At 62.8% G+C, this 21,798-nt stretch carries 25 protein-coding genes and 2 pseudogenes; 20 read left to right on the top strand and 7 right to left on the bottom strand.

The window, feature by feature from the left end:
• Positions 1-150: 150 nt before the first annotated feature.
• Positions 151-711, bottom strand: a complete 561-nt coding sequence (locus tag NKH23_RS07560; protein ID WP_352912488.1) for a tetratricopeptide repeat protein — start codon at positions 709-711, stop codon at positions 151-153.
• 237 nt (positions 712-948) lie between these two features.
• Between NKH23_RS07560 and NKH23_RS07555 the strand changes: the two genes are divergently transcribed.
• From NKH23_RS07555 to NKH23_RS07540, 4 genes are all read left to right on the top strand, one after another.
• Complete coding sequence (locus NKH23_RS07555; protein ID WP_292658164.1) at positions 949-1,374, top strand: DUF3775 domain-containing protein; 426 nt, start codon at positions 949-951, stop codon at positions 1,372-1,374.
• 112 nt (positions 1,375-1,486) lie between these two features.
• The gene (locus tag NKH23_RS07550) at positions 1,487-2,446 is read left to right on the top strand and encodes an extensin-like domain-containing protein (RefSeq protein WP_352912489.1); all 960 of its coding nucleotides are present in this window, start codon (positions 1,487-1,489) and stop codon (positions 2,444-2,446) included.
• A 117-nt stretch (positions 2,447-2,563) separates the two neighbouring features.
• On the top strand, positions 2,564-3,418 hold the full coding sequence (locus NKH23_RS07545; protein ID WP_353034407.1) for an extensin-like domain-containing protein: 855 nt from the start codon (positions 2,564-2,566) through the stop codon (positions 3,416-3,418).
• Positions 3,419-3,484: 66 nt separating this feature from the next.
• Complete coding sequence (locus NKH23_RS07540; protein WP_353025748.1) at positions 3,485-4,192, top strand: LssY C-terminal domain-containing protein; 708 nt, start codon at positions 3,485-3,487, stop codon at positions 4,190-4,192.
• 48 nt (positions 4,193-4,240) lie between these two features.
• On the opposite strand, the gene NKH23_RS07535 is transcribed toward NKH23_RS07540, so the two are convergent.
• The gene (locus NKH23_RS07535; protein ID WP_353034405.1) at positions 4,241-5,260 is read right to left on the bottom strand and encodes a zinc-dependent alcohol dehydrogenase family protein; all 1,020 of its coding nucleotides are present in this window, start codon (positions 5,258-5,260) and stop codon (positions 4,241-4,243) included.
• Between the two features lie 127 nt (positions 5,261-5,387).
• On the opposite strand from NKH23_RS07535, the gene NKH23_RS07530 reads away from it, so the two are divergent.
• The 3 genes from NKH23_RS07530 (at position 5,388) to NKH23_RS07520 (ending at position 8,514) form a co-directional block, all read left to right on the top strand.
• Positions 5,388-6,302 carry a LysR family transcriptional regulator gene (locus NKH23_RS07530; protein ID WP_352912494.1) on the top strand — a complete coding sequence of 305 codons (915 nt, stop codon included), beginning with the start codon at positions 5,388-5,390 and terminating at the stop codon, positions 6,300-6,302.
• Positions 6,303-6,389: 87 nt separating this feature from the next.
• Complete coding sequence (locus NKH23_RS07525) at positions 6,390-7,700, top strand: hemolysin family protein (RefSeq protein ID WP_352912495.1); 1,311 nt, start codon at positions 6,390-6,392, stop codon at positions 7,698-7,700.
• Between the two features lie 76 nt (positions 7,701-7,776).
• Entirely contained in the window at positions 7,777-8,514 is a 738-nt protein-coding gene (locus NKH23_RS07520) for a class I SAM-dependent DNA methyltransferase (RefSeq protein ID WP_352468471.1), read from the top strand.
• Between the two features lie 132 nt (positions 8,515-8,646).
• Here the strand turns inward: NKH23_RS07520 and arr are convergent, their stop codons facing one another.
• Entirely contained in the window at positions 8,647-9,054 is a 408-nt protein-coding gene (arr, locus tag NKH23_RS07515) for an NAD(+)--rifampin ADP-ribosyltransferase (RefSeq protein WP_502912327.1), read from the bottom strand.
• Positions 9,055-9,270: 216 nt separating this feature from the next.
• Between arr and NKH23_RS07510 the strand changes: the two genes are divergently transcribed.
• Entirely contained in the window at positions 9,271-9,564 is a 294-nt protein-coding gene (locus tag NKH23_RS07510; RefSeq protein WP_352912497.1) for a hypothetical protein, read from the top strand.
• Between the two features lie 52 nt (positions 9,565-9,616).
• On the opposite strand, the gene NKH23_RS07505 is transcribed toward NKH23_RS07510, so the two are convergent.
• Positions 9,617-9,907 carry a hypothetical protein gene (locus NKH23_RS07505; protein ID WP_352912498.1) on the bottom strand — a complete coding sequence of 97 codons (291 nt, stop codon included), beginning with the start codon at positions 9,905-9,907 and terminating at the stop codon, positions 9,617-9,619.
• Positions 9,908-10,261: 354 nt separating this feature from the next.
• On the opposite strand from NKH23_RS07505, the gene NKH23_RS07500 reads away from it, so the two are divergent.
• The 4 genes from NKH23_RS07500 (at position 10,262) to NKH23_RS07485 (ending at position 14,855) form a co-directional block, all read left to right on the top strand.
• Positions 10,262-10,981 (top strand): cysteine hydrolase family protein, encoded by a 720-nt coding sequence (locus NKH23_RS07500; RefSeq protein WP_352978469.1) that lies wholly within the window; start codon positions 10,262-10,264, stop codon positions 10,979-10,981.
• 207 nt (positions 10,982-11,188) lie between these two features.
• Positions 11,189-13,186, top strand: a complete 1,998-nt coding sequence (locus tag NKH23_RS07495; protein ID WP_353034402.1) for an ABC transporter ATP-binding protein/permease — start codon at positions 11,189-11,191, stop codon at positions 13,184-13,186.
• 296 nt (positions 13,187-13,482) lie between these two features.
• Positions 13,483-13,956, top strand: coding sequence for a VOC family protein (locus NKH23_RS07490; RefSeq protein ID WP_352978530.1), 474 nt, complete (start codon positions 13,483-13,485; stop codon positions 13,954-13,956).
• Between the two features lie 155 nt (positions 13,957-14,111).
• Positions 14,112-14,855, top strand: coding sequence for a class I SAM-dependent methyltransferase (locus NKH23_RS07485; RefSeq protein ID WP_353034541.1), 744 nt, complete (start codon positions 14,112-14,114; stop codon positions 14,853-14,855).
• Between the two features lie 49 nt (positions 14,856-14,904).
• Here NKH23_RS07485 and NKH23_RS07480 read toward each other — a convergent pair whose 3' ends face one another.
• The gene (locus tag NKH23_RS07480; RefSeq protein WP_352978467.1) at positions 14,905-15,798 is read right to left on the bottom strand and encodes a transcriptional regulator GcvA; all 894 of its coding nucleotides are present in this window, start codon (positions 15,796-15,798) and stop codon (positions 14,905-14,907) included.
• Positions 15,799-16,002: 204 nt separating this feature from the next.
• Here NKH23_RS07480 and NKH23_RS07475 point away from each other — a divergent pair, with 204 nt between their 5' ends.
• The 7 genes and pseudogenes from NKH23_RS07475 to NKH23_RS07445 all read left to right on the top strand — a co-directional run bounded on the left by NKH23_RS07475 (position 16,003) and on the right by NKH23_RS07445 (position 19,589).
• Positions 16,003-16,188: a DUF1127 domain-containing protein gene (locus NKH23_RS07475; protein ID WP_352978466.1), complete on the top strand. Its 186-nt coding sequence runs from the start codon at positions 16,003-16,005 to the stop codon at positions 16,186-16,188.
• A 71-nt stretch (positions 16,189-16,259) separates the two neighbouring features.
• Positions 16,260-16,745, top strand: coding sequence for a VOC family protein (locus NKH23_RS07470; protein WP_352978464.1), 486 nt, complete (start codon positions 16,260-16,262; stop codon positions 16,743-16,745).
• 36 nt (positions 16,746-16,781) lie between these two features.
• Positions 16,782-17,510 (top strand): SDR family oxidoreductase, encoded by a 729-nt coding sequence (locus NKH23_RS07465; protein WP_352978462.1) that lies wholly within the window; start codon positions 16,782-16,784, stop codon positions 17,508-17,510.
• Between the two features lie 212 nt (positions 17,511-17,722).
• Entirely contained in the window at positions 17,723-18,157 is a 435-nt protein-coding gene (locus tag NKH23_RS07460; RefSeq protein ID WP_292658115.1) for an FKBP-type peptidyl-prolyl cis-trans isomerase, read from the top strand.
• Between the two features lie 186 nt (positions 18,158-18,343).
• A pseudogene (locus NKH23_RS07455) lies at positions 18,344-18,547 on the top strand (IS1 family transposase); the annotation flags it as partial.
• Positions 18,540-18,800 carry a hypothetical protein gene (locus tag NKH23_RS07450; protein ID WP_352978460.1) on the top strand — a complete coding sequence of 87 codons (261 nt, stop codon included), beginning with the start codon at positions 18,540-18,542 and terminating at the stop codon, positions 18,798-18,800. The pseudogene NKH23_RS07455 and the gene NKH23_RS07450, both read left to right, overlap by 8 nt.
• 60 nt (positions 18,801-18,860) lie before the next feature.
• A pseudogene (locus NKH23_RS07445) lies at positions 18,861-19,589 on the top strand (HAD family acid phosphatase).
• Positions 19,590-19,638: 49 nt separating this feature from the next.
• On the opposite strand, the gene NKH23_RS07440 reads toward NKH23_RS07445, so the two are convergent.
• Positions 19,639-20,619 (bottom strand): quinone oxidoreductase family protein, encoded by a 981-nt coding sequence (locus NKH23_RS07440; RefSeq protein ID WP_353025754.1) that lies wholly within the window; start codon positions 20,617-20,619, stop codon positions 19,639-19,641.
• Between the two features lie 98 nt (positions 20,620-20,717).
• Between NKH23_RS07440 and NKH23_RS07435 the strand changes: the two genes are divergently transcribed.
• Positions 20,718-21,110, top strand: a complete 393-nt coding sequence (locus tag NKH23_RS07435; RefSeq protein ID WP_352713058.1) for a winged helix-turn-helix transcriptional regulator — start codon at positions 20,718-20,720, stop codon at positions 21,108-21,110.
• A 71-nt stretch (positions 21,111-21,181) separates the two neighbouring features.
• Here the strand turns inward: NKH23_RS07435 and NKH23_RS07430 are convergent, their stop codons facing one another.
• The gene (locus NKH23_RS07430) at positions 21,182-21,787 is read right to left on the bottom strand and encodes an NADPH-dependent FMN reductase (RefSeq protein WP_352978456.1); all 606 of its coding nucleotides are present in this window, start codon (positions 21,785-21,787) and stop codon (positions 21,182-21,184) included.
• Between the last annotated feature and the right edge of the window lie 11 nt (positions 21,788-21,798).

The following is a 21,798-nucleotide window of genomic DNA, read 5'->3' as shown; positions in this document are numbered from 1 at the left end:
ATCATCCACCGATGGCGCGGCTGACCTAACGTCAAGGAGCGCATCACGTGTACCGTGAGGCCAATTCCGGTTCGGGGCAGCATGTGCAGCATAGCAAAAAACCGGCTGCGATCGCCGCAGCCGGTTATGAGCAGCGTCCCGGAGGTCGGATTAGCTCCTCATGAAGTGATCGATCTGCTCAGAAAGCATGCCGTATTCGCGAGATCCCTTGCCCGTGCGCTTCTCGATTTCGCGGAGCTGTTCCTGGGCGCCGGCAAGATCGCCGATCTGCAGGTGTGCCTCGCCGAGATATTCGCGCACCAGCGTGTAATTGGGGTCGATGCGCAGCGCTTCCTCGTAATAGCCGAGGCCGACGGTGATGCGGCCGGAATGGCGGTGCGAATAGCCGAGATAGTTGAGGATGCGCGGGTCCTGCTTGTTGGCGGCGAGGCTGAGCACGGCGATCGCCTCGTCATAGCGTCCATCCATCGCCAGCGCGCGACCGGCATCATAGATGCTGTCGTCGTCCAGCATACCTTGCTTCGGCGAGACACATTTCTTCTGCTTCTTGTCCCAGGCCTCCCCCTTCTTGCACTGGCTCTGGCCGCCGCCGCCGCCATTGCCGCCGCCGCCGCCACCACCTCCCCCGCCTTCACCAGCCGAAAACGCCGGAGCCGCAATCAGCGGCAGGGCGGCGATGGCCATGGCGTAAATCAGCAATCGTCTGCGCATCGAACTCTCCTTTGAACCTGACAATGCAACACTAACGCCGGGCCGAAGCCGTTTCGTCCCCGGAAAATGCCATCCTACCTCAAAACGGCGATCTCTCCCAGGAAGGCCATCTTATCCCGGGAACAGAGGGCATCGGAAATCATGCTTCACGATTAACGCCGACGCGCGAGAGAACGTGACGAGCGCTGCAAATCCGCTATCATCGGGCCGACCGAGCACGAAGCAGGGAGACGGCCGGTGCAGCAACGCGTTGAACGAGACTGGGAGCTTTCGATCGGTCCCGACACCGTGCGCCTGTTCATCCTCAAGGCGAAGGCGCTCAGCGCCGCCGTCAACGAAGACTATGCCGACGGCGCCGAGCACGAGGTAGAGCTCGACGGCAACGCGCACGACAACCACCATCATGACGGCCTTGCCGAGGAAAGTTCCGAAGATCTCACCGAGGAGGAACTGCGCGAGCTGATCGACGATCTCAATGTCGACGAAGCGGCCGAACTGATTGCGTTGGCCTGGGTCGGCCGCGGCGACTATGACGCTACGGAATGGACGGACGCGCTGGCCGCCGCCCGCGAGCGCGCCAACAAGCGCACGGCAAAATATCTGCTCGGCATGCCGCTGCTGGCGGACTGGCTCGAGGAAGGCCTGGAAGCGATCGGCGCGTGACGGCGCGGTTACCGATTGTGATCGGCCGCCCCCCTCGCCCAAGGCAACTTCCCCGCATTCTGGCCGTTGCGAACTAATGGCGGCGTTTGGCCTTTTCAGATTGGACAGATTGATGCTGGTCGTTGCGGCTACGTCGCTGACGGGATCCGTTTTAGCCAAGGCGCCCGAACTACCGCAAACTGCACCGGTTCCGCAGTTCAACCGGCAAATCACTCCGCCGCTACCAACCGAGATCCCGGTCCCCGAACCGCGCCCGGAGGATGCTCCGGAGCCGCCCCAGGCCACTCAGCCCCAAGGCGGTCAGTCCCAGAACGGCCAGCCCCAGAGCGGCCAGCCCCAAAATGGCGAACCAAAGACCGAGCAGCCGGAGCCGCCGGCGATTGCACCGCAGCGGCCCGAAAAGCCGGCGCGGGCTGAGCCGCCGGCAAGCCCACCGGGCGCGCCACCAAACCCGGCCGAGGCAGACAAAAAGGCGGAGCAAAAAATCCTTCCAGATCCTCGATCGGCCGCCATTGCCGGGAAAGAAATGCCGGGCGAGGAGTTGGCCTGCCGCAGGCGGCTGAAGTCGATGGGCGTCGATTTCGAGGAGCGCAAGCCCGAGCATGATACGGCGGTCGGTTGCTCGATCCCCTACCCGATCGTGCTGAAGACACTCGGCAAATCCATCGCCATCGGCCCGGAGCCCGAGCTCAATTGCCAGATGGCGGAAGCGGCCGTCCGCTTTGCTGCTTCGGTCATCCAGCCTGCCGCAAAGGCCGAGTTCGGCACGGATATCAAATCGATCGGCCAGGCCTCCGCCTTCGTCTGCCGGCCGCGCCACGCCGGCGGCAAACTGTCGGAGCACGCCTTCGGCAACGCGCTCGACATCGCCAGCTTCACGCTCTCCGACGGCAAAGAGATCGATGTCGGTCCAACGCCGCCGGAGAAGGACGCGAAATTCCTGGATGCAGTGCGCAAGGCGGCCTGCGGGCCGTTCAAGACCGTGCTTGGCCCCGGCAGCGATGCCGATCATTCGCTGCATCTCCACTTCGACCTCGAACCGCGCCGCAATGGCGGCACGTTTTGCCAATGACCTCGGCCGCCGATAATGGGCGCCGCAATTTAGCCGCAGGCGTGAACGCAGCCGCTGATTTTTCCTTTACTCTTCAGGTTTAGAGTCTGTGCCATCCAGGGACAGGGAACCCTTCCGATGGCCGGGCTATTTCGCGCTGCGTTTGCCGCTGCGCGGCACACAGAATGCGCGCACATGGCCGGCAGGCTTGCCGCCATGCTTGCCATTGCGGCGGTCTCGGCCTGCAACACCGGCAGCGTGCTGTCGCTGCAGCCGGCCGTCGACGTCGGCAGCCAGACCGCTGCCGTCCCGCCCAATTCCGACCCACAATATTCCGGCCCGCAAGATTCCGGCCCGGAATATTCCGGCATGCAGCGTCTCGTCCCGTCCAATCCCTATATGACGGCCGCCTATCCGCGCCTGGATAACCCGATGTCGCCGGCCGAACAGATGCCGGCCGCAGAGATCGATTGCCGCAAGGAACTGAAACGCCTCGGCGTCGTCTACACCGACGTTGCGCCGATCCATGAAGGCCAGTGCGGCATCGACTATCCGGTCAAGGTCTCGGCCATCGGCAGCGTCGAGATGAAGCCGGCCGCGACGCTGACCTGCGACATGGCCGCCACCTTTGCCGGCTGGACCAGGAACGAACTCGTCCCGTCGGCCCGCTGGCGCTATTTTTCAGGCGTCAAGACCATTCACCAGGGCTCGAGCTATTCCTGCCGCAGGATCGCCGGCGAAGGTGTTTTGTCGGAACACGGCAAGGGCAATGCGCTCGACGTGATGAGCATCGAGCTCAACAATGGCAACGACATCGACGTCCGCAAGCCCGGCCTGTTCGCCTTCCGCACACGCGGCTTCCTCAACAATGTGCGCGCCGACGGCTGCCAGTATTTCACCACCGTGCTCGGCCCCGGCTACAATTACGACCACCGCAACCATTTCCATTTCGACATCAAGTACCGCAAGAACGGCTATCGCGCCTGCCGGTGATTGCGGCCCCTGCCCAAGACCTGCTGCGCCGATTAAGATGGTGCGCAGACGCTTGGGTGGTGCCTCTTGAGCCAACGAAGCCTTCGACGACGTGCAACGACCTGGTTGGTGGCATGCTGTGCCGCTTATCTCTCGCTCGCCTATTTCGCCGCGCCTGAGTTCTGGACGTTGCGGGACCGCAATTTTCGCAGCCGCCAATTCGAGATGGTGACGCATACGCCGCAAGGCATTCCGGGCGATCCGATCAATGTCGGCCTTGTCGGCACCAAGAAGGAGCTTGTCCATTCTTTTGCCGTCGCCGGCTGGGATACGGCAGACGCGGTCACGCTGAAGACCGCCATCGAGATCGGCGAAAGCGTGCTGTTTAACCGCCCCTATCCCGACGCGCCGGTCAGTCGGCTGCTGTTCGAAGGACGCGCCCAGGACCTCGCCTTCGAAAAGCCGGTCGGCGACAGCGCCGACCGGCGCCACCACGTCCGCTTCTGGCAGACCGATGCGACCGGAGACGACGGCCGGCCGCTTTGGCTTGGCTCGGCAAGCTTCGACCGCGGCGTCGGCCTCAGCCATGACACCGGCGCGATCACCCACCACATCGGCCCCGACATCGACGCCGAGCGCCATGCGCTGATGCGCGACCTCTCCGCAGCCGGCACGCTGATCTCGACCAGCGAGATACCAGGCGTCGGCGCCACAAAGACCGGGCGCAACGGCGAAGGCGATCCCTATTTCACCGACGGCAAGGCCATCATCGGCGTCCTGCTGCAACTGCCGTAGGCGCGCAATCGGCCTTCCCGTCTGACAGCCATTTTCGTCCCGACGAGGTCAGGGCACGGTGATCACGATCTTGCCATACGGTCCCGTCTCCAGACGCTCAAATGCCTGCGGCACGTCGTCGAAGCCAAACACCTTGTCGATCACCGGCTTGATCGCCAGCGTCTCGATCGCCTGGTTCATTCGCTCGAAAGCGCGGCGGTGGCCGATCGATATGCCTTGTACGACGATCCGGTTGCGCAGGAACGGAATGATCGGAAAACTGAGCTCCATGCTGCCGAGAAGGCCGATGAGCGACAGCCTGCCGTCGGCGCCCAGCGCATTGAGCGAGCGCCGCGCATTGTCGCCGCCGACCATTTCCAGCACATGCCTGACGCCGGCCCCGTTTGTCAGTTCGCGCGCCGCCTCGTCCCATGCCGGCTGGCTGCGATAATTGATCCCCTTCCAGGCGCCGAGCGCCTTCGCCCGCTCCAGCTTCTCGTCGCTGCTCGAGGTGACAATGGCGCGCAGGCCGAAGGCGGCGGCAAATTGCAGCGCAAACAGCGACACGCCGCCGGTGCCCTGGATGAGTACGGTTTCGCCCGGGATCGGCTTGGCCGCCTCGACCAGCGCGAACCACGCCGTCAGCGCCGCGATCGGCAGCGTCGATGCCTCGACGTCGCTGAGCGACGGCGGCGCCGCCACGGCGGCATCCTCATGAAAAAGCACATGCTCGGACAACGTCCCGGGCAGTGACGAACCCAGCGTATGCTTGTGCAGCACGGGCGGCGCGTCGCCGTCCGGCCAGTCGGCGATCACCTGGCCGAGCACGCGCTGCCCGATGCCGAAGCGGCTGACTTTGCCGCCGATGGCCACCACCTCGCCCACCGCGTCCGATGTCGGCACGAACGGAAAGCTGAGGTCCGGTATCAGCACGCCATCGACGATCATCCTGTCCTTGTAATTCAGCGATATCGCTGTGACGCGTACCAGCAGATCATGCGGCCCGGGTTGGGGCAGCTTTCCCTCAGCCGGCTTCAGCCTGGACAGGCCGAAACCGTTCATCTGCCAGGATCTGTTTTCGGTGCTCATTTGGTTCGCGCTCCGTGGTTGATGGTTGCGCGAGACATTTACGCCGTTTCACTATGGAGAAAAGTGCTTCCATGTGGCATGTTCTGCAACAGATTAAGGAGCAAAACTCTATAATAGGAGCGCTTCATTGGAATCGGCCAATTTGCAAGGCATCGTCGCATTCGTTCATACGGTGGAGGCCGGCAGCTTCACCGGCGCCGGCGCACGGCTGCATGTCACGAAATCGGCGGTCGGCAAGTCGATCGCACAGCTGGAACAGCGGTTGGGCGTTCGCCTGCTCAACCGCACCACCCGCAGCCTCAGCCCGACCAGCGAGGGCCTGAGCTATTACGAAGCCTGCGTCAGGGCATTGGCCGAGATCGAAGCCGCCCAGTCGCTGTTGGCATCGCGCAAGCAGGTGCCTTCCGGCCGGCTGCGCGTCGACCTGCCTTTGGCTTTCGGCCGCCGGTGCGTCGCCCCGCTGCTGTTCGGCATTTCCAAAAAATTCCCGGATCTGACGATGGAAATCTCGTTCAACGACCGGCGCGTCGACCTGATCGAGGAAGGCATCGACCTGGCGGTGCGCATGGGCGACCTGGACGACAGCTTGTCGCTCGCCGCGCGCCGCATCTATGCCCAGCGTTCGGCCATCGTCGCCGCCCCCGCCTATCTCGACGCCCATGGCAGGCCGCACTCGATCGAGGACCTGGCCAGGCACAGCCTCATCGGCTATGGCCGCGACGGCACGGTCCATCCGTGGACCGTCAGGCATGTCAACGGCCGCCTCGAAAAATTCGCACCCAAGGCGCGGCTGGTGCTCGGCCACGGCGAACCGATGCTCGATGCGGTACTGGCCGGCTGCGGCATCGTCTATCTGCCGACATGGCTGACGGCCGACAGCATCAGGCGCGGCAAGCTCGAAATGGTTCTGTCGGACTGTCTTGTCGAAAACACGGTGGTGCATGCCATCTGGCCGGTAACACGCAACCTCGCGCCAAAGGTGCGCGTCGTCGTCGACGCCCTGATCGAGCATTTTTCCGCGCCGCCCTGGGATGCCGCATGAGGTGCCGCCTGATTGCCCGGCTCGCTAAATTTAAAAAGCGCGACCGTTCTATTTTCGAAAACCGCGCGGCAATGCTATGGACCCGGCATGCTTTATGCTGAAATTGCCATCGTGGTCGTCCTCATCTGCGTGAACGGCCTTCTGTCGATGTCCGAGCTCGCCATCGTCTCGTCGCGCCCGGCGCGCCTCAAGACGATGATCGACCGCAACATCAAGGGCGCCGGCCGGGCTCTGGCGCTAGGCGCCAATCCGGGAAAATTCCTGTCGTCGGTGCAGATCGGCATCACTTTGGTCGGCGTCCTGTCCGGCGCCTTTTCCGGCGCCACGCTCGGCGAGCGGCTGGCCACCTTCCTGGCGTCGGCCGGCGTCCGCGAAAGCCTCGCCGACCCGCTCGGCGTCGGCATCGTCGTCGCCATCATAACATATGGCTCGCTGATCATCGGCGAACTGGTGCCCAAGCAGATCGCCTTGCGCGATCCCGAACGGGTCGCCGTCAGGGTCGCTCCGGCAATGACCATCCTCGCCAGCGTCTCGGCGCCGCTGGTCTTCCTGCTCGACTTTTCCGGCCGCGCCCTCCTGTGGCTGCTTGGCCAGCACGGCCAGAGCGAGGACAAGGTCACCGACGAGGAGATCAAGATGCTGGTCGCCGAAGCCGAGCACCACGGCACCATCGAATCCGACGAACGCCGCATGATCGCCGGCGTCATGCGGCTCGGCGACCGTGCCGTGCGCGCGGTGATGACGCCGCGCACCGAGGTCGACTGGATCAATCTGCAAGCCGACGAGGCCGCCATCAGGAAGCTGCTGATGGACACCCAGCATTCGCGCCTGCCGGCCGGCGACGGCGGCGTCGACGCCATGATCGGCGTCGTCCAGACCCGCGACGTGCTGGCCGCAATGCTCGGCGGCCGCGCCCTCGACCCGCGCCGGCACGTACGCGCCGCGCCAATCGTGCATGACCAGGCCGACGCGCTGGACGTGCTTGCGACGCTGAAGGAATCCGACGTGCCGATGGCGCTGGTGCATGACGAATACGGCCATTTCGAAGGCATCGTCACCCCGGCCGACATTCTGGAAGCGATCACCGGCGTCTTCCGCTCGGACCTCGATGCCGGCGACGAGGAAAACGCCGTCAAGCGCGAGGACGGCTCATGGCTGCTCGCCGGCTACATGCAGGCCGACGAGATGGCGGAGGTCCTCGGCATCGACCTGCCCGAGAACCGCGACTACGAAACCGTCGCCGGCTATGTGCTGTCGCATTTGCACCATCTGCCGGCGACCGGCGAATGTGTAGACGCGCAAGGCTGGCGCTTCGAGGTGGTCGATCTCGACGGCCGCCGCATCGACAAGCTCATCGCCACCCGCCTGCCCGGCCGCCACCGCGAGGTCGTGCGGTAAGAAGCGGCGCGACTTGTGGGCTATATGCTCGCGGCGACACCGCTCGCACAGTCAAAGTTGATTGGGAATACCGCCTATGGTCGATCACCTTTTCGCCGACCCATATCTCGCTGCCGTCTACGATGCCTGGCACCCGAGATCTGCGCGCGACGACTATGATTTCTACCTGCCCCGCATTCTAACAGCAGACGCGGTGCTTGATGTCGGATGTGGAACGGGCACCCTCCTTCACGAGGCACGCCTGGCCGGACATTCAGGGCGGCTCTGCGGCATCGACCCAGCACCCGGCGTGTTGAATCGCGCACGAACGCGCACGGATATCGAATGGGTCCTCGGCGATCTCCAATCGGCGGGCTGGACAGCCGAGTTTGATCTCATTGTGATGACGGGGCACGCATTCCAGGCCCTTGTCAGCGACGAAGACCTGGGGGATTTCATGGCGGCTGCGCAACAGGCCCTTGTGCCAGGCGGATGCTTTGCGTTCGAAACGCGGAACCCTTCGGTGCGGGCGTGGGAACGCTGGACACCCGAAAATGCGGTCGTCGTTGAGCTACCTGACGGGTCTCTGGTGCAGATCACAACAGAGGTGATCATGCCGTTCGACGGACAGACGGTGACATTCACCCACAGGTTCGGCGGAAAGCATCCGAGCCTTCCGCAAGTTAGTCGCAGCACCTTGCGATTCCTCGACATGGACGCCTTATCGAGCCTGCTGGGGAACGCGGGGCTACGGATCGAACAGCAATTCGGCGGCTTTGACGGCAGCCCACTTGGCCCTTCGAGCCCGGAGATCATCACGTTCGCGACGAGATGAAAAGGAGCATCCGCTCTCCAACCTGCAAGGAACGACAACTCGCGGACCCATTGCGGACGTGGAGCCGTATTTCGCGGCGACTGCCGCCGACCGTAGGTCAGAGCCAAGCTTGGCAATCGCAGGATTTAGCGATCAATCGATTGCCTCGATGCCTTGCGCCTTCAGCCGTTCGAGATGGTCCTTCATCTCCTTCAGCCGCTCGGGGGAGTGGCCCTGCCACTCGGTGACCTCGCCCGTGATCCTGAGCGGCTCGCGGCAGCGATAGGACTGCGTCGGATTGCCGGGAAATTTCTTGTCCGTAAGATTGGGGTCGTCCATGATCGGGCCGGTTGGCTCCACGATATAGATCCTTTCCCGTCCGTCACCAGCGGCCAGCTCTGCACCCCAGATTGCCGCATCCAGAGTGCCGGTCAGATAGACCCAGGCTGCCTGCTTTCTCGCGCCGTAATTGGAGCTGTAGCCGGCTTCGATCAGGTCTCCCGGTTTAAGGTCGGCCCGGGTGCCGTGGTAGAATTGGCGCGGGTTGTCGGGGGCTGTCATCGGCTCGCTACTCATCCTCGCTGTCTCAGGCATCATGGTGTCGTGGTGCGCACTATTTCATGCACGTCATCGAATCAAGCGTCTGGCTGTGCGGTTATCGGACGTCCGCTCTCAGCACTCCTGACACCCGTTCCAGTCGCCCCGCCCGATGCACGCTAGCGGTCGGCTGCCGGCGCGGTTATTATCGGCGCCCAGTACCGTCGCTATGGTGGAAAAATGGATCTGCAAGCCTTCAGGGATTCGATTGCAAAACCACAGCCGCCAGCCGGCTTGAGCCCTGCCCTGCAGGCGCTGTGGTGGGATGCAAAGGGCGATTGGGCTAAGGCGCACGAGTGCGCGCAGCAGCGCGACGATACGGTGGGCATGCACGTTCATGCCTATCTCCATCGCAAGGAAGGCGACCAGTCGAATGCGGAATATTGGTATCGCCGCAGCAACGCCGCGCCGTCGACCTTAACGCTTGACGAGGAATGGCAAGAGTTGGCGCGTGCATTTTTGCAGCAGAGCTGACGCTTGCTCAGTCACCGTAAAATAGCCGGTCCTGCATCCACTCGCCGGGGTTTCAGCTGGCGCCCTGTGGCTCGTCCCTGCTGTTCCATTCCGCATTGCGCGCCCGCGCCTCTTCCGCGATCAGCTTGAATTCCCGCATCTTCGCAGCCTCGATGGCGAATGCGCTGCTTGGCAGGACGCCAGGGTCCTCCTGACTGTTCTGAAACTGAAAACGGGCCTCCAGTTCGGCCCATATTCGCTCGGGCGCCGTATCCTTGCTGGCAAGCAGCGCGACGACCAGCGCCAAAGTCTCGCGCTGGGCGTTCAGCCGCCCTTCGATCTCTTCATTCGGCAATTCGGACATGCGGTCGCTTCCAGTTTCTGGCTCAACGGCAAAATCGCACCCTTGTTCCGGAATTCGGGGCTGGCACGGTCCTGCTGAGCAGCAGATGCTCGCAATCGCAATCGAGATGATCTCTTCTCCTCGATCCTGTTGACTCGGGCGGATGGCACTTCTCGCGCCGCTTGCGTCCAGCCTCTTCGAACGCGGCATGCGGACAAAGCCTGAGAGCCTGAAGCGAATTGTCGAGACCGCAGCAGGGTGATGCTTTGTTGCAGACTCGGGGGTGACGCGGGGCCGATACGGCGGCCGGCAATCATGATATTGTTGCCCCTGAAGCAACCGTCAGCGTGCATATGCGATTTCGGGGGTCTGTACATGGGAACGCAACATTCCATCGCCGCGAGGCCTGAGACGGTGAGCTTCGAGCCCGCTCGAACGGCTGTTGTCGTCATCGACATGCAGCACGATTTCGGCAGCCGGGGTGGTATGTTCGACCTCGCCGGCCTCGACGTTGCTCCTATAGCACGTCTCATCCAGCCCATTTCACGGGTGCTCGAAGCGGCTCGCAACGCGGGATTGTTCATCGTCTACACGAAGCAGCAGCACAATGCCGACCTCTCCGATGCCGGCAACGAAGATGCCCCGCACCGTATCAAGCACAAGCGCTTCAACGCCGGGCAAGTCGTTACCGCCCCTGACGGCAGCGAAAGCCGCATCCTCGTGCGCGACACCTGGAATACGGCAATTGTTGCGGAACTCTCCCCGCAACCCGGGGACGCGGTGATCTCCAAGCACCGCTTCAGCGCATTCTTCGAAACCCCGCTCGACTCGACGTTGCGCGCGCGGCGGATCGACACGCTGATATTTACCGGGGCAACGACCAGCGTATGCGTCGAGTCGACGGTCCGCGACGCAGCGTTCCGCGATTACCGCTGCATCGTGCTCCGGGATTGCACGACAGAGCTGATCGCCGCCGACGCGCCGCGCAGCAATCATGAAGCGTCGCTGCTCACCATCGAGCTTCTCTTCGGCTGGACGGCGGACTCCGATGCCGTGATCGGTGCCTTGGCTGCGGGGCGCGCAGCGGCCGAGTGAAGACTGGTTGCGCAATCTGATGCACGGAATGGCTGGCAAGAGTGCAAGCTCGCCGGCACGTCTGCCCCGCAACGATCAAAGGCTGTCCTCGAGAACGACCTAGGCTGCTGCGAGCACCGGAACAGCTGAGAAGGCTAGGCGTTGTCGGCATCCGGCATCTCGAGCGGACGCTATGAAACCTTCTGATTTTTAAGCCGTTATCGCCGGATGCCCGAGGCTCAATTCAAGCCGAAATCGGTTGACGGCGCCCAATCGCGCGATGTCAAGAAGTCGCGCCATGAGAAGCAATCGACCGTCGAAGTCGCGTCCGAGGTCGTCGGCGAGCCCTCGCCGCCGCCGGATTTCATCGAACCCGATCCGGAGTTGACACCTGAAGAGGCCGAGCAGGCGCGCAAGAGATATCTGCTGAAGCGCTTCTGGATCAGCGCGCGCGGCTATTGGGGCAGCAGTGGCGACAGGGTCGCTTGGCCGTTGACGATCGGGCTGTTGGTCCTGATCGTCACCAATGTCGGCTTCCAGTATGGGATCAATGTCTGGAATCGCGCAATTTTCGACGCCATTGAGCAACGCGATGCCCACACCGTATATTGGCTGAGCGCCGTTTTCGTGCCACTCGTGCTCGGAAGCGCCAGCCTCGTGGTGGCACAAGTCTTCTTTCGCATGAGGATACAGCGCCGCTGGCGTTCCTGGCTCACCACTGCGGTCATCGCACGTTGGCTCGCAAGCGGCCGCTACTATCAGCTGAACCTCGTCGCCGGCGACCACAGCAACCCCGAAGCCCGCATCGCCGAGGATTTGCGGATTGCCACCGAATCGCCCGTCGATTTCATCGCCGGTGTCATCGTCGCATTTCTGTCGGCCTCGACCTTCATCGTGGTGCTCTGGACGATCGGCGGCGCCCTGACCCTGACGATTGAAGGTTCGACCGTCACCATTCCCGGCTTCCTGGTCATCACCGCAGTGCTCTATGCCGCGATCACGTCCACCTCGATGGCGGTCATTGGCCGCCATTTCGTCCACCTCTCCGAGGAAAAAAATCAGGCGGAAGCCGAGTTCCGCTACACGCTGACGCGCGTGCGGGAAAACGGCGAGAGCATCGCATTGCTCGGCGGCGAGGAGGAGGAGCGCAGCGGCATGGACAAGACATTCGCCCATGTGCTCAGGCAATGGGCGCTCCTTGCAGGCCAGCACATGCGCACGGCGCTGGTGTCGCAGGGGTCGAGCCTGTTTGCGCCTGTCGTGCCGGTCTTGCTTTGCGCTCCAAAGTTCCTCGAAGGCAGCATGACACTTGGACAGGTCATGCAGGCTGCCTCGGCGTTTGCCATCGTGCAGGGCGCATTCGGATGGCTGGTCGACAACTATCCCCGTCTCGCAGACTGGAACGCCTGTGCACGACGCATCGCCTCGCTGATGATGTCGCTCGACGGGCTCGAGCGGGCGGAGCAGAGCAACACGCTGGGACGCATAAAGCGGGGCGAAACCGAAGGCGATGCGATGCTCAGCCTGAACAATCTCTCCGTGTCGCTCGACGACGGCACCGCCGTGGTCAAGGAAACCGAGGTCGTGATCCAACCAGGCGAACGGGTGCTCGTGGCCGGCGAATCCGGCTCGGGCAAGAGTACGCTGGTGCGGGCCGTCGCAGGTCTGTGGCCGTGGGGTAGCGGCAGCGTCAACATCCGCGCCGACAGGCGGTTGTTCATGTTGCCGCAACGGCCGTACATCCCCACCGGGACGCTTCGCCGCGCAGTCGCCTATCCAGGCGCCGCCGACAACTGGACGCTGAATAAGATCAAGGCTGCCCTCGACAAGGTGGGACTCGACTACCTCAACGATAGGATCGAGGAGGACGCGCCATGGGACCAGACCTTGTCGGGTGGCGAAAAGCAGCGGCTCGCCTTCGCGCGTCTTCTGCTGCACCGCCCCGATATCATCGTGCTGGATGAGGCAACGTCGGCACTCGATGAGAAGAGCCAGGACAAGATGATGGAGATGATCATTCGCGAATTGCCGAAGGTCACCATCATAAGCGTAGCGCATCGCGCCGAGCTGGAAGCCTTCCATAGCCGCAAGATCACATTGGAGCGGCACAAGGGCGGCGCAAAACTTGTCAGCGACATCGAACTCGTCCCGCGCAAGGACAGACGGAACTTGCTCATGCGCCTTCTGAGGCAACGGCGCGCCAACGGAAAGCCAGCGCGACCTTGAGCAAAGTGGAGCTGCCCTACACAAAAAGTGAGGCCGCCGGTCAGGACCCGGCGGACCTCGCCTGTTCGAGTCACTGCCCACATCTGGTCCTGAAAGCACCAGCCGTGGTACCTTGATTCCGTGCAGCTGCCGCGGTCGGAACGTCGGATGGTGCGAGCGCATTCCTGTTCGTGGTGCAACGCCGACGCCGGCTGCGAAACGCCCCGAGGGCAGGAAAATGGCCGAATTGGCTGCAAAACCCGGAATGGCATCAAAAGCCCAGATTGATTTCGAAAGCAAAGGGACCAGCAATGACAATCGCCAAGAACACGATCTGCCTTTGGTACGACAAGGACGCCGAGGCTGCGGCCCGCTTCTATGCCGAGACTTTTCCCGACAGCTCGGTGAAATCCGTCCACCGCGCTCCCAGCGACTACCCGTCCGGCAAGGCGGGCGACGTGCTGACGGTCGAGTTCATGGTCGCCGGCATCCCCTGTCTCGGCCTTAATGGCGGGCCCGCGTTCAAACACAACGAAGCCTTCTCCTTCCAGATCGCCACCGACGATCAGCAGGAGACCGACCGCTACTGGAACGCCATCGTCGGCAATGGCGGCCAGGAGAGTGCGTGCGGCTGGTGCAAGGACAAATGGGGCATCTCCTGGCAAATCACGCCGCGCGTGCTGACCGAAGCGATGGCCGCCGGCGGCGATGAAGCAAAGCGCGCATTCGAAGCGATGATGGAGATGAAGAAAATCGACGTTGCAGCCATCGAGGCGGCGCGGCGCGGCTGATAGTGCTGGGTGACCCGAAGCGGAAGTCGGTGCATCACCCCTGATGAGGAGGTCATCGATAAGATCAGAGCGGAGCGGCTGGGAATGCCGCCGTGCCCATCATGTCCAGGCAGGCGTGCGATGGTGTTGAACTGCGCTGAGTTTACGACGCCGAACTGCGACGGCACAACGAGGTCTTCAGGGCTGCGGTCAAGGCGGGAACGCGCGATCGCGTGCTCGATATCGGATGCGGTTCGGGACAATCCTCTCGCGATGCTGCCCGCGTCGCGGTGGAAGGCAGCGTGCTTGGCGTGGACGTATCGGCGGAGATGCTCGAGATCGCCCGGAGGCGTAGTGCGGAAGAGGGATTGCGAAACGTCGCCTTTGAGCGCGGCGATGCGCAATTGCTGGTGTTTCCGCCTGCCGGCTTCGATCTGTGCATCAGTCGGTTTGGCGTGATGTTCTTTGCCGATCCGGCGGCGGCGTTCGCCAATATCGGCCGGGCGATGCGACCAGGGGCACGTGTTGTATGGATGGTATGGCAGTGCCGGGACCGCAACGAGTGGGCGACTGCCATTCAGCGGGCAATTGCGCCGGGGACAACCATTTCGGCGGGCGCCGCCACCCCGTTTTCGCTTGGCGACCCCGCCATCACCGCGGAGATCTTGCGTGCATCCGGTTTTGTTTCGGTCGACTTTGCCGAAGTCCATCAGCCGGTCTTCTACGGCCAGGACGTCGATGCGGCCTATGACGCTTTGCTTGGCCTGCAACTGGTGAAGGATCCGCTCGCCCGCGCGGATGTGGATGTCGACGCGGCGCTGCGGCGGTTGCGCGATCTGCTCGACGCGCACTTGACCGCGGACGGTGTGCTTTTTGACTCGCGTGCCTGGATCATCACCGCAGTTCGGGCGAGCCGATAGTAACCGCTCGATTTGATCTGTAGACGATCCTGTTCTCTCGGCCTTCCCGTCAGTCCAGTTGCGGCGCGACTTCTGAAAGCAGCCAATCCCGGAAAGCCTTGACTTTGCGCTGACGGATCGCCTCTGGCGGGTAGACGAGATAGAAGCTGGAGGGGGATTTCAGGGCGTGGCTGAAGGGGCGGACAAGTCGCCCGGCGGCGAGGTCGGCCGCAACGAGCATGGTCCGGCCGAGCACCACCCCCTCGCCTTGTGCGGCCGACTCCATGGCAAAGGTGGCAGAGTCGAAGGTAATCCCGCTCTGCGGGTCCACGCCCTCGACCCCGGCGCTTGCCAGCCAGGTCGCCCAGTCGATTGGAAAGCTGTCACGGATCAGCGTGTGATGTCTGAGGTCCTGAGGCGTACGGAGCGGGTATGCGCCCTCAAGAAGCTTTGGGCTGCACACCGGAAACACCTCCTCGCCGGTGAGGAACTCTGACGTGAGCCCCGGATAGTTTCCGCTGCCATAACGGACGGCGACGTCGATGCCGTCGCCAAGGAAGTTGGTTAGTTTCCCGCTCGTCGAAACCCGCACATCGACGTCGCCATGCGCTCGGTGAAAGCGGTAGAGGCGCGGCACCAGCCATCTCCCCGCGAAGCCATCGGAGGTACTGACGTTCAATGTCGAGCTCGAATAGCGAGTTGTTGCGGCAGCGGTGGCGGTGGCCAACTGGGCGAGCACCTCGCGCACCGCCCGCGCATAGGGCTCGCCAACGGCTGTCAGGCTCACCGAGCGCGTGCCGCGCTCGAACAGTTGCACACCGAGCTGATCCTCAAGATTCTTGATCGCCCGGCTGATGGCGCCGTGGGTGACATGAAGCTCCTCTGCCGCCTTGGAGAAACTCAACAGGCGCGCCGCGGCCTCGAAGCTCGGCAAGGTGGTGAGAGGAGGCAGCTTCCGGGGCATGGATCGATCCCTATGTGTGAGCAACGCTCACACATAGTCGCCGATAAGTCGTTTGTCGTCCAGGCCGGGAGGCGGCATGTTTGCTCACGTAATCAGTCATTCACCGCTGCTGAAAAAAGCAAGTTTGTGTGACTGATACTCTCGCTGACGAAGATCGCGGGGCAACTGCTGAAACCAAAACTGCCGCCACTCTGGGAGAGCACCATGACCGCCAAACGAGTTGAACCCATCGTCGACGTCCTGACCGGCATGGCCGGCCGCATCCTCGCCTCGAGCAGCCGGCGCTGGACCGAGCGGCAGATTGCACGCTTCTCGACCCGCCGGCTCGAAGACCTCGGGTTCGCCCGCGACTGGGACGGCTCGGTCTATCGGCCGTCGGACTACCGCTAGCCTGAACGAAAGCAACAGCGGACAGGCTCTTCGCCGAAGATCGCTGCGCAAGGAATTAATGGAGAACGGACATGGCCACCATCCACCCATTCCTCTGGTTCAACACCGATGCGGAGCAAGCCCGCGATTTCTATCTCTCGGTCTTCAAGAACAGCAAAGCGCTCCAGACCGTCGAATACACCGACTGGGTGTCCGGAACCAACAAGACGGTCCCGCATGCCACCTTCGATTTCGAGCTCGAGGGTCTGCACCTTACTGCGCTCAATGCCGGGCCGCAGCCGCCCTTCAACGAGCGGCTCTCGCTCTACATCGAGACCAAGGACCAGGCCGAGACCGACTACTACTATGAGGCGCTCACCGCCGGCGGCGGCAGGGCACAACCCTGCGGCTGGCTCACCGACAGATACGGCGTCTACTGGCAGGTCATCCCGGAAATCCTGCCGCGGCTCAGTGCCGATCCGGATCGCGAAAAGGCCAACCGCGTCCGGCAGGCGATGTATGGGATGCGCAAGATCATCATCGCCGAGCTCGAAGCCGCCTACGCCGGCAAGGCCTGACTCTCCCACCGCAATCGCAACGAATGGAGAACCCCCATGACATCGCTCGTGGACAAGAAAGTCATCGTCGTCGGCGGCAGCTCCGGCATCGGTCTCGGCGTCGCGGAAGCTGCTCTCAACGGCGGAGCGAAGGTCGTGATCGTCGGCCGGTCGCCCGAGAAACTGCAGGCTGCCGAACGGACGCTCAATGCAGGTAATCGCGTGACAAGCGTGGTCGCCGACATGACCGACGAAGCAGACGTCGCCCGCCTTTTCGAAGAGGTCGGTCCCTTCGATCATCTCGTATCGACCGCCGGAACACTGCCGCCCGGCGATCCCATCGGCAGTACCGACATGGAGGCTGTGCGAGGCTTCGTCGATAACAAGCTGATTGCCGCCGTCATGCTCTCCAAGCATGCTGTGCACACCCTGAAGGCCGGTGGCTCCATGACCTTCACCTCGGGAATAAACAAGGATCGGCCGCCGGTGCCGGGAGGCTCGGTCGTCGCCGCGATTGCCGGTTCATTCAGCTACTTCGCCCGCGCCCTGGCGCTCGAACTGGCGCCGACGCGCGTCAATGTCGTGTCTCCCGGATGGGTCGATACACCTATGTGGGACATCGTTGGAGAAGCCAAATCCGGCTTCTTTGCCGACATGGCTGCCCGTTTGCCGTCGAGAAAAATTCCGACCGCCGCGGACGTGGCCGCCGCCTACGTCTACCTCATGGAAAGCGACTTCACGACCGGCGAGACAATGCGCATCGATGGCGGCCATAACCTGATCTAGCCGCCATTTGCATACCGCGACCGCTAGTCCGGTGCACTGCTGCCGAGGCGACGAACGCCGGCGGGTCATGCCGGCGTCGCTCAATCGGGGTTTACATCGGCAGCCAGGTCCCTAGTTTTAGCGTTTCGCGCCGCGCACCCGAGTGCGTGGATGATCGAGGACGGGACCGTGAGCTTTGGCCGGCCCCTCGAAACTTTCAAAGGATGGCTATCATGACACAGGCCAAGAATGGCGACACCGTGCGCATCAATTACAATGGCCGCCTGGCCGACGGCACTCAGTTCGATTCTTCCGGCAACGAACCGCTGCAATTCACGCTGGGTGAAGGACAAGTGATCGCCGGTCTCGAAACCCATGTCGAGGGCATGGAGGTGGGCGCGAAAAGCACCGTCACCATTCCCGCCGACGCCGCCTATGGCCCCCACCGCCCCGAAGCGGTCATGACCGTCGACCGCGCCCGCGTACCAGACAACATCAACGTCGATATCGGCAGTCGATTACAGGTCAGAACCCCAGAGGGGCGCCCGATGCCGGTAACAGTCGTCGGCGTGGACGACACCAGCGTCAAGCTCGACGGCAATCATCCATTGGCGGGACGGGATCTGGTGTTCGACGTCGAGCTGGTCGAGATCGTTCAGGCGGCGTAGCGTACGGCAAAGGCCGTGGTGGCTATGACTTCGGGTGACGCACTTCCGCCGGCGGTTTCGGCGGTGCGTCACCTGTCGGAGGCAAAGACCGCAACGGCGGAAATCGTGTAGCTTGCAGCAACCCATAGAGACATTCGGCATCTGGAATGTCCAAGTCAGCGTCGCAGTTTCGAGGACCTGTAGGCTCACGCCAACGCGGTCGCCCTCCACTTCATGTATTACAACTTTGTCCGCATTCATGCTTCACTGCGCATGACGCCGGCGATGGCCGCTGGCGTGACTGGCAAGCTTTGGGAGATCGGCGATATCGTTGCGCTAATCGGAGCCAATGAAGCCGAGAAGCCAATAGTGCGCGGACCGTACCAGAAGAAAGGCGTCTCAATTGATTGATCCTAAACCCATCACGAACGAAAATGTTCTGATGGCGCTTGGCATCGTTCTCGTCGAAATTCGCGCGACCGATGATCTATCCAAAGCACGGATGCTCGCTGACTCATTTCACAACGCACCGGCCATGATCGCGTCTGGCGCCAGTCCTCAGGATACCTGGGCAAGAGTACTTGGAACCGCTCGCAGGCTTGATATGGAACGATATGTCGTCTGGCTATTAAGACACGTTCAGGCGAGACAGATTTCAAACTGACCCACTACCTGTGGAAGACCTCGCTTGACAGCCGACTTCTCGTGACCGCAAAGTCTCGTGATGCGGGCAATTGGTTGGAATAGAATTGCGCGTGCCCGGGCAATCGTGCTGATGATCGGCACAAATGTTCCTGTGCCGGCACGTTCCGACTCACTCCTTCTCACAAGCCCGTCCCAGCCAGCCAATGTCGGCGATGCGATGCTGGCGGCTGCCAATTATCATGATTCCGGCGACTATGATCGCGACCTTGCCGCAGTAGCGAAGCAGGCCGGCGACTGGGTCGTAAAGCGCGCGACGGAGGTGCCTCGCCCCGCACTGGTGCTCGATATCGACGAGACGGCTTTGGCCAACTGGGAAGTGATCACACGTGACAATTTCGGCCGCCCGATCGGCGGCGCCTGCGACATCGCAATCGACGGTCCCTGTGGCTGGGCCGCCTGGGACCAGCTTGCGAAGGATCCGGCCATCGACCCGGTGCTGGAGGTCTTCCGGCAGGCACGAACGGCGAAAGTCGCGGTGTTCTTCATCACCGGACGTCCGGAGGACCAGCGTCAGGCAACCGAATAGAACCTGCAGTCGGCCGGCTATGCCGGCTATGAGCAACTTTACATGGTCCAGCCTGGGGCCAAATATGGTTCCGCCGCAGATTTCAAGGCACCCATAAGGGCCGAAATCGAAAAGGCCGGCTACACGATAATTGCCAATGTCGGTGACCAGCCGTCCGATCTGTTCGGCGGGCATGCCGAGAAGCTGTTCCTGCTGCCAAATCCATTCTACCGGGTTCGCTGACGGCCTGTACGGTGCAAGCCCGGATCCTCGGCTCCTTGCCGAGCACCTACTAAGGTATCAAGACAACTTTGCCGGTCGCGCCGCGCTCCTCCAGCAGGCGATGTGCGTGGCTGGCCTGGTCGAGCGGGAAGCGGCCACCTTTGGTCACCACAAGCTGACCACCAGCGGCCAGATCGAAAAGCTCCAAAAGATCGTCACGGAGCCCGTCCGTAGACAGCAACGGAAGCAGGGCAAAACCCCTCAGCGACTGGTTGCGGCCGATCATCGCCTCCATCTGCGGGGCGCCGAGCGCGTATCTGCCAAGTGCCGCAAACACCAGCTCTCCGCGAGGCGCCAGAGCCTCGAGCGCAGCCGCCGTCAGCGGGCCGCCGACAATGTCGTAGATGATGTCGACGCCAGCGCCACCTGTCGCTGCCCGGACGTGCTCCGGCCAATCCGTGTTGCTATAATCGACGGCAGCATCGGCCCCCAGTGACAAAGCAAGATCGAGCTTGGCCTTGCTGCCGGCTGCCGCGATGACATTGCTCGCCCCTGCCCGCTTCGCAAGCTGGACAAGCAACGAACCGACGCCGCCCGCGGCAGCGGCGACCAGCACCGATTTGCCGCCGGGCGGGCTTTGCCGCGACAGATGCAGCGCCGTCAGTCCTTGCACCATCAACGCCGTCGCGTTTTCGAACGAGAGCGCATCCGGCAAGGGCACGGCCAGGCTTGCGTCGATCGTCGCATACTCGGAATAGCCGCCAAGCGGGCGGCTCGAGGCGAACAACGGCGCGGCGACGCGCGTGCCGAGCAAGGAAGCCTCCACCCCCTGCCCGAGCGCCTCGACGATCCCGGCGGCCTCGACGCCAGGGATCATCGGCAGTTGCGGCGTCACCGCATAGCGATCCGCGCGCATCAGCACTTCGAAGAAATTCACCCCGGCCGCCCGAACGCGGACCAGGACCTCGCCGGCTTGCGGCTCAGGCTTCGGCACCGCGGCTATGTCGAGAACGTCGGGCCCGCCGAAACGGTTCAGTTGAATGGCTCTCATGGCATGCACCGATCGCTATTGGCATCGGCCGCTGTTTGCCACTATCTGCCTGGCTTCGACTACACACCGATTTGTCCGCGACTGACCGGGAGGTGACCATGGCCAAGCTGATCAAGAGGCTGCCGATGCTGCCGGCGGAGCGCGCGCTGAAAGTGATTTCGGGCCGCTGGAAGGCGGTCATCCTGTACCATCTCTTCGACGGGCCGCGGCGGCTGTCGGCGCTGCAGGCGCTGATGCCCGGCATTACCCAGAAAGTGCTGATCCAGCAGCTTCGCGAAATGGAAGAGCACGGCCTCGTGCGCCGCGAGATCTTTGCCGAGATCCCCTCGCGCGTCGAATATTCGGCGACGCGGCTCGGCCTCAGCCTCGAGCCGATCCTGCTGGCACTTTGCCAGTGGGGCCAGCATCACGCCGACGAGCTGAATGAGATGGACCGCCTTGCCGATTGCATCATCAGGCCACGGCAGGCGCAGGACGCGCATGCCGTGTGAACAAAAAGGGCGGCGCATGCGCCGCCCCAATGCTTGGGAGAATTAATCCTTGGGAGGACTGTTCGACCTGCTCAGGCCGCCTTGACTTCGTCGGCGACGGCATCGGCCTGACGCGCCGTCTTCAGCACCCTGGCCCACCATGCAATGTCGTTGACCAGCGCGGTTGCCGCCTGGTTGAGGTGCTCGAACTCGTCGAGCTTCTTGTCGCCTTGCTTGACGGCAAGGAAATCGGCCCAGGCGATGTGTACGGCGGACTTTACCGGCGCCATCTGCAACTCGACCGCATGCAGCCTCAGCTGCTCGACCGCGCGCGCGCCACCGACGCTGCCATAGCCGACGAAGCCGGCCGGCTTCTTGTTCCACTCGTTGGCGGCGTAGTCGATGGCGTTCTTCAGCACGGCCGTCGGGCCATGATTGTATTCCGCGGCGGTGAAGATGAAGCCGTCGAATCCGGCGACCTTCTTTTGCCAGCGCTGCGCCACTTCGTTCTGCGACGGCACCCAGGCGGAGGATGCGACCTCATCGAAGAACGGCAGCGGGAAATCGCGCAGGTCGACGACTTCAACGTCGATGTCGGCGTGCGACTTGGCGATCTTGGCAATCCATTGGGTCGGGACGTCGGCAAAGCGGGCCGCGCGGGTCGAACCAATGATGACGGCGATTTTGGGTTTTGACATAGAGGGGGCTC

The organism is Mesorhizobium sp. M1328, from assembly GCF_040318075.1.
Lineage (GTDB): Bacteria > Pseudomonadota > Alphaproteobacteria > Rhizobiales > Rhizobiaceae > Mesorhizobium.
The sequence above is the reverse complement of the archived record's forward strand: the minus strand, read 5'-3'. Positions and strand labels throughout refer to the sequence as shown.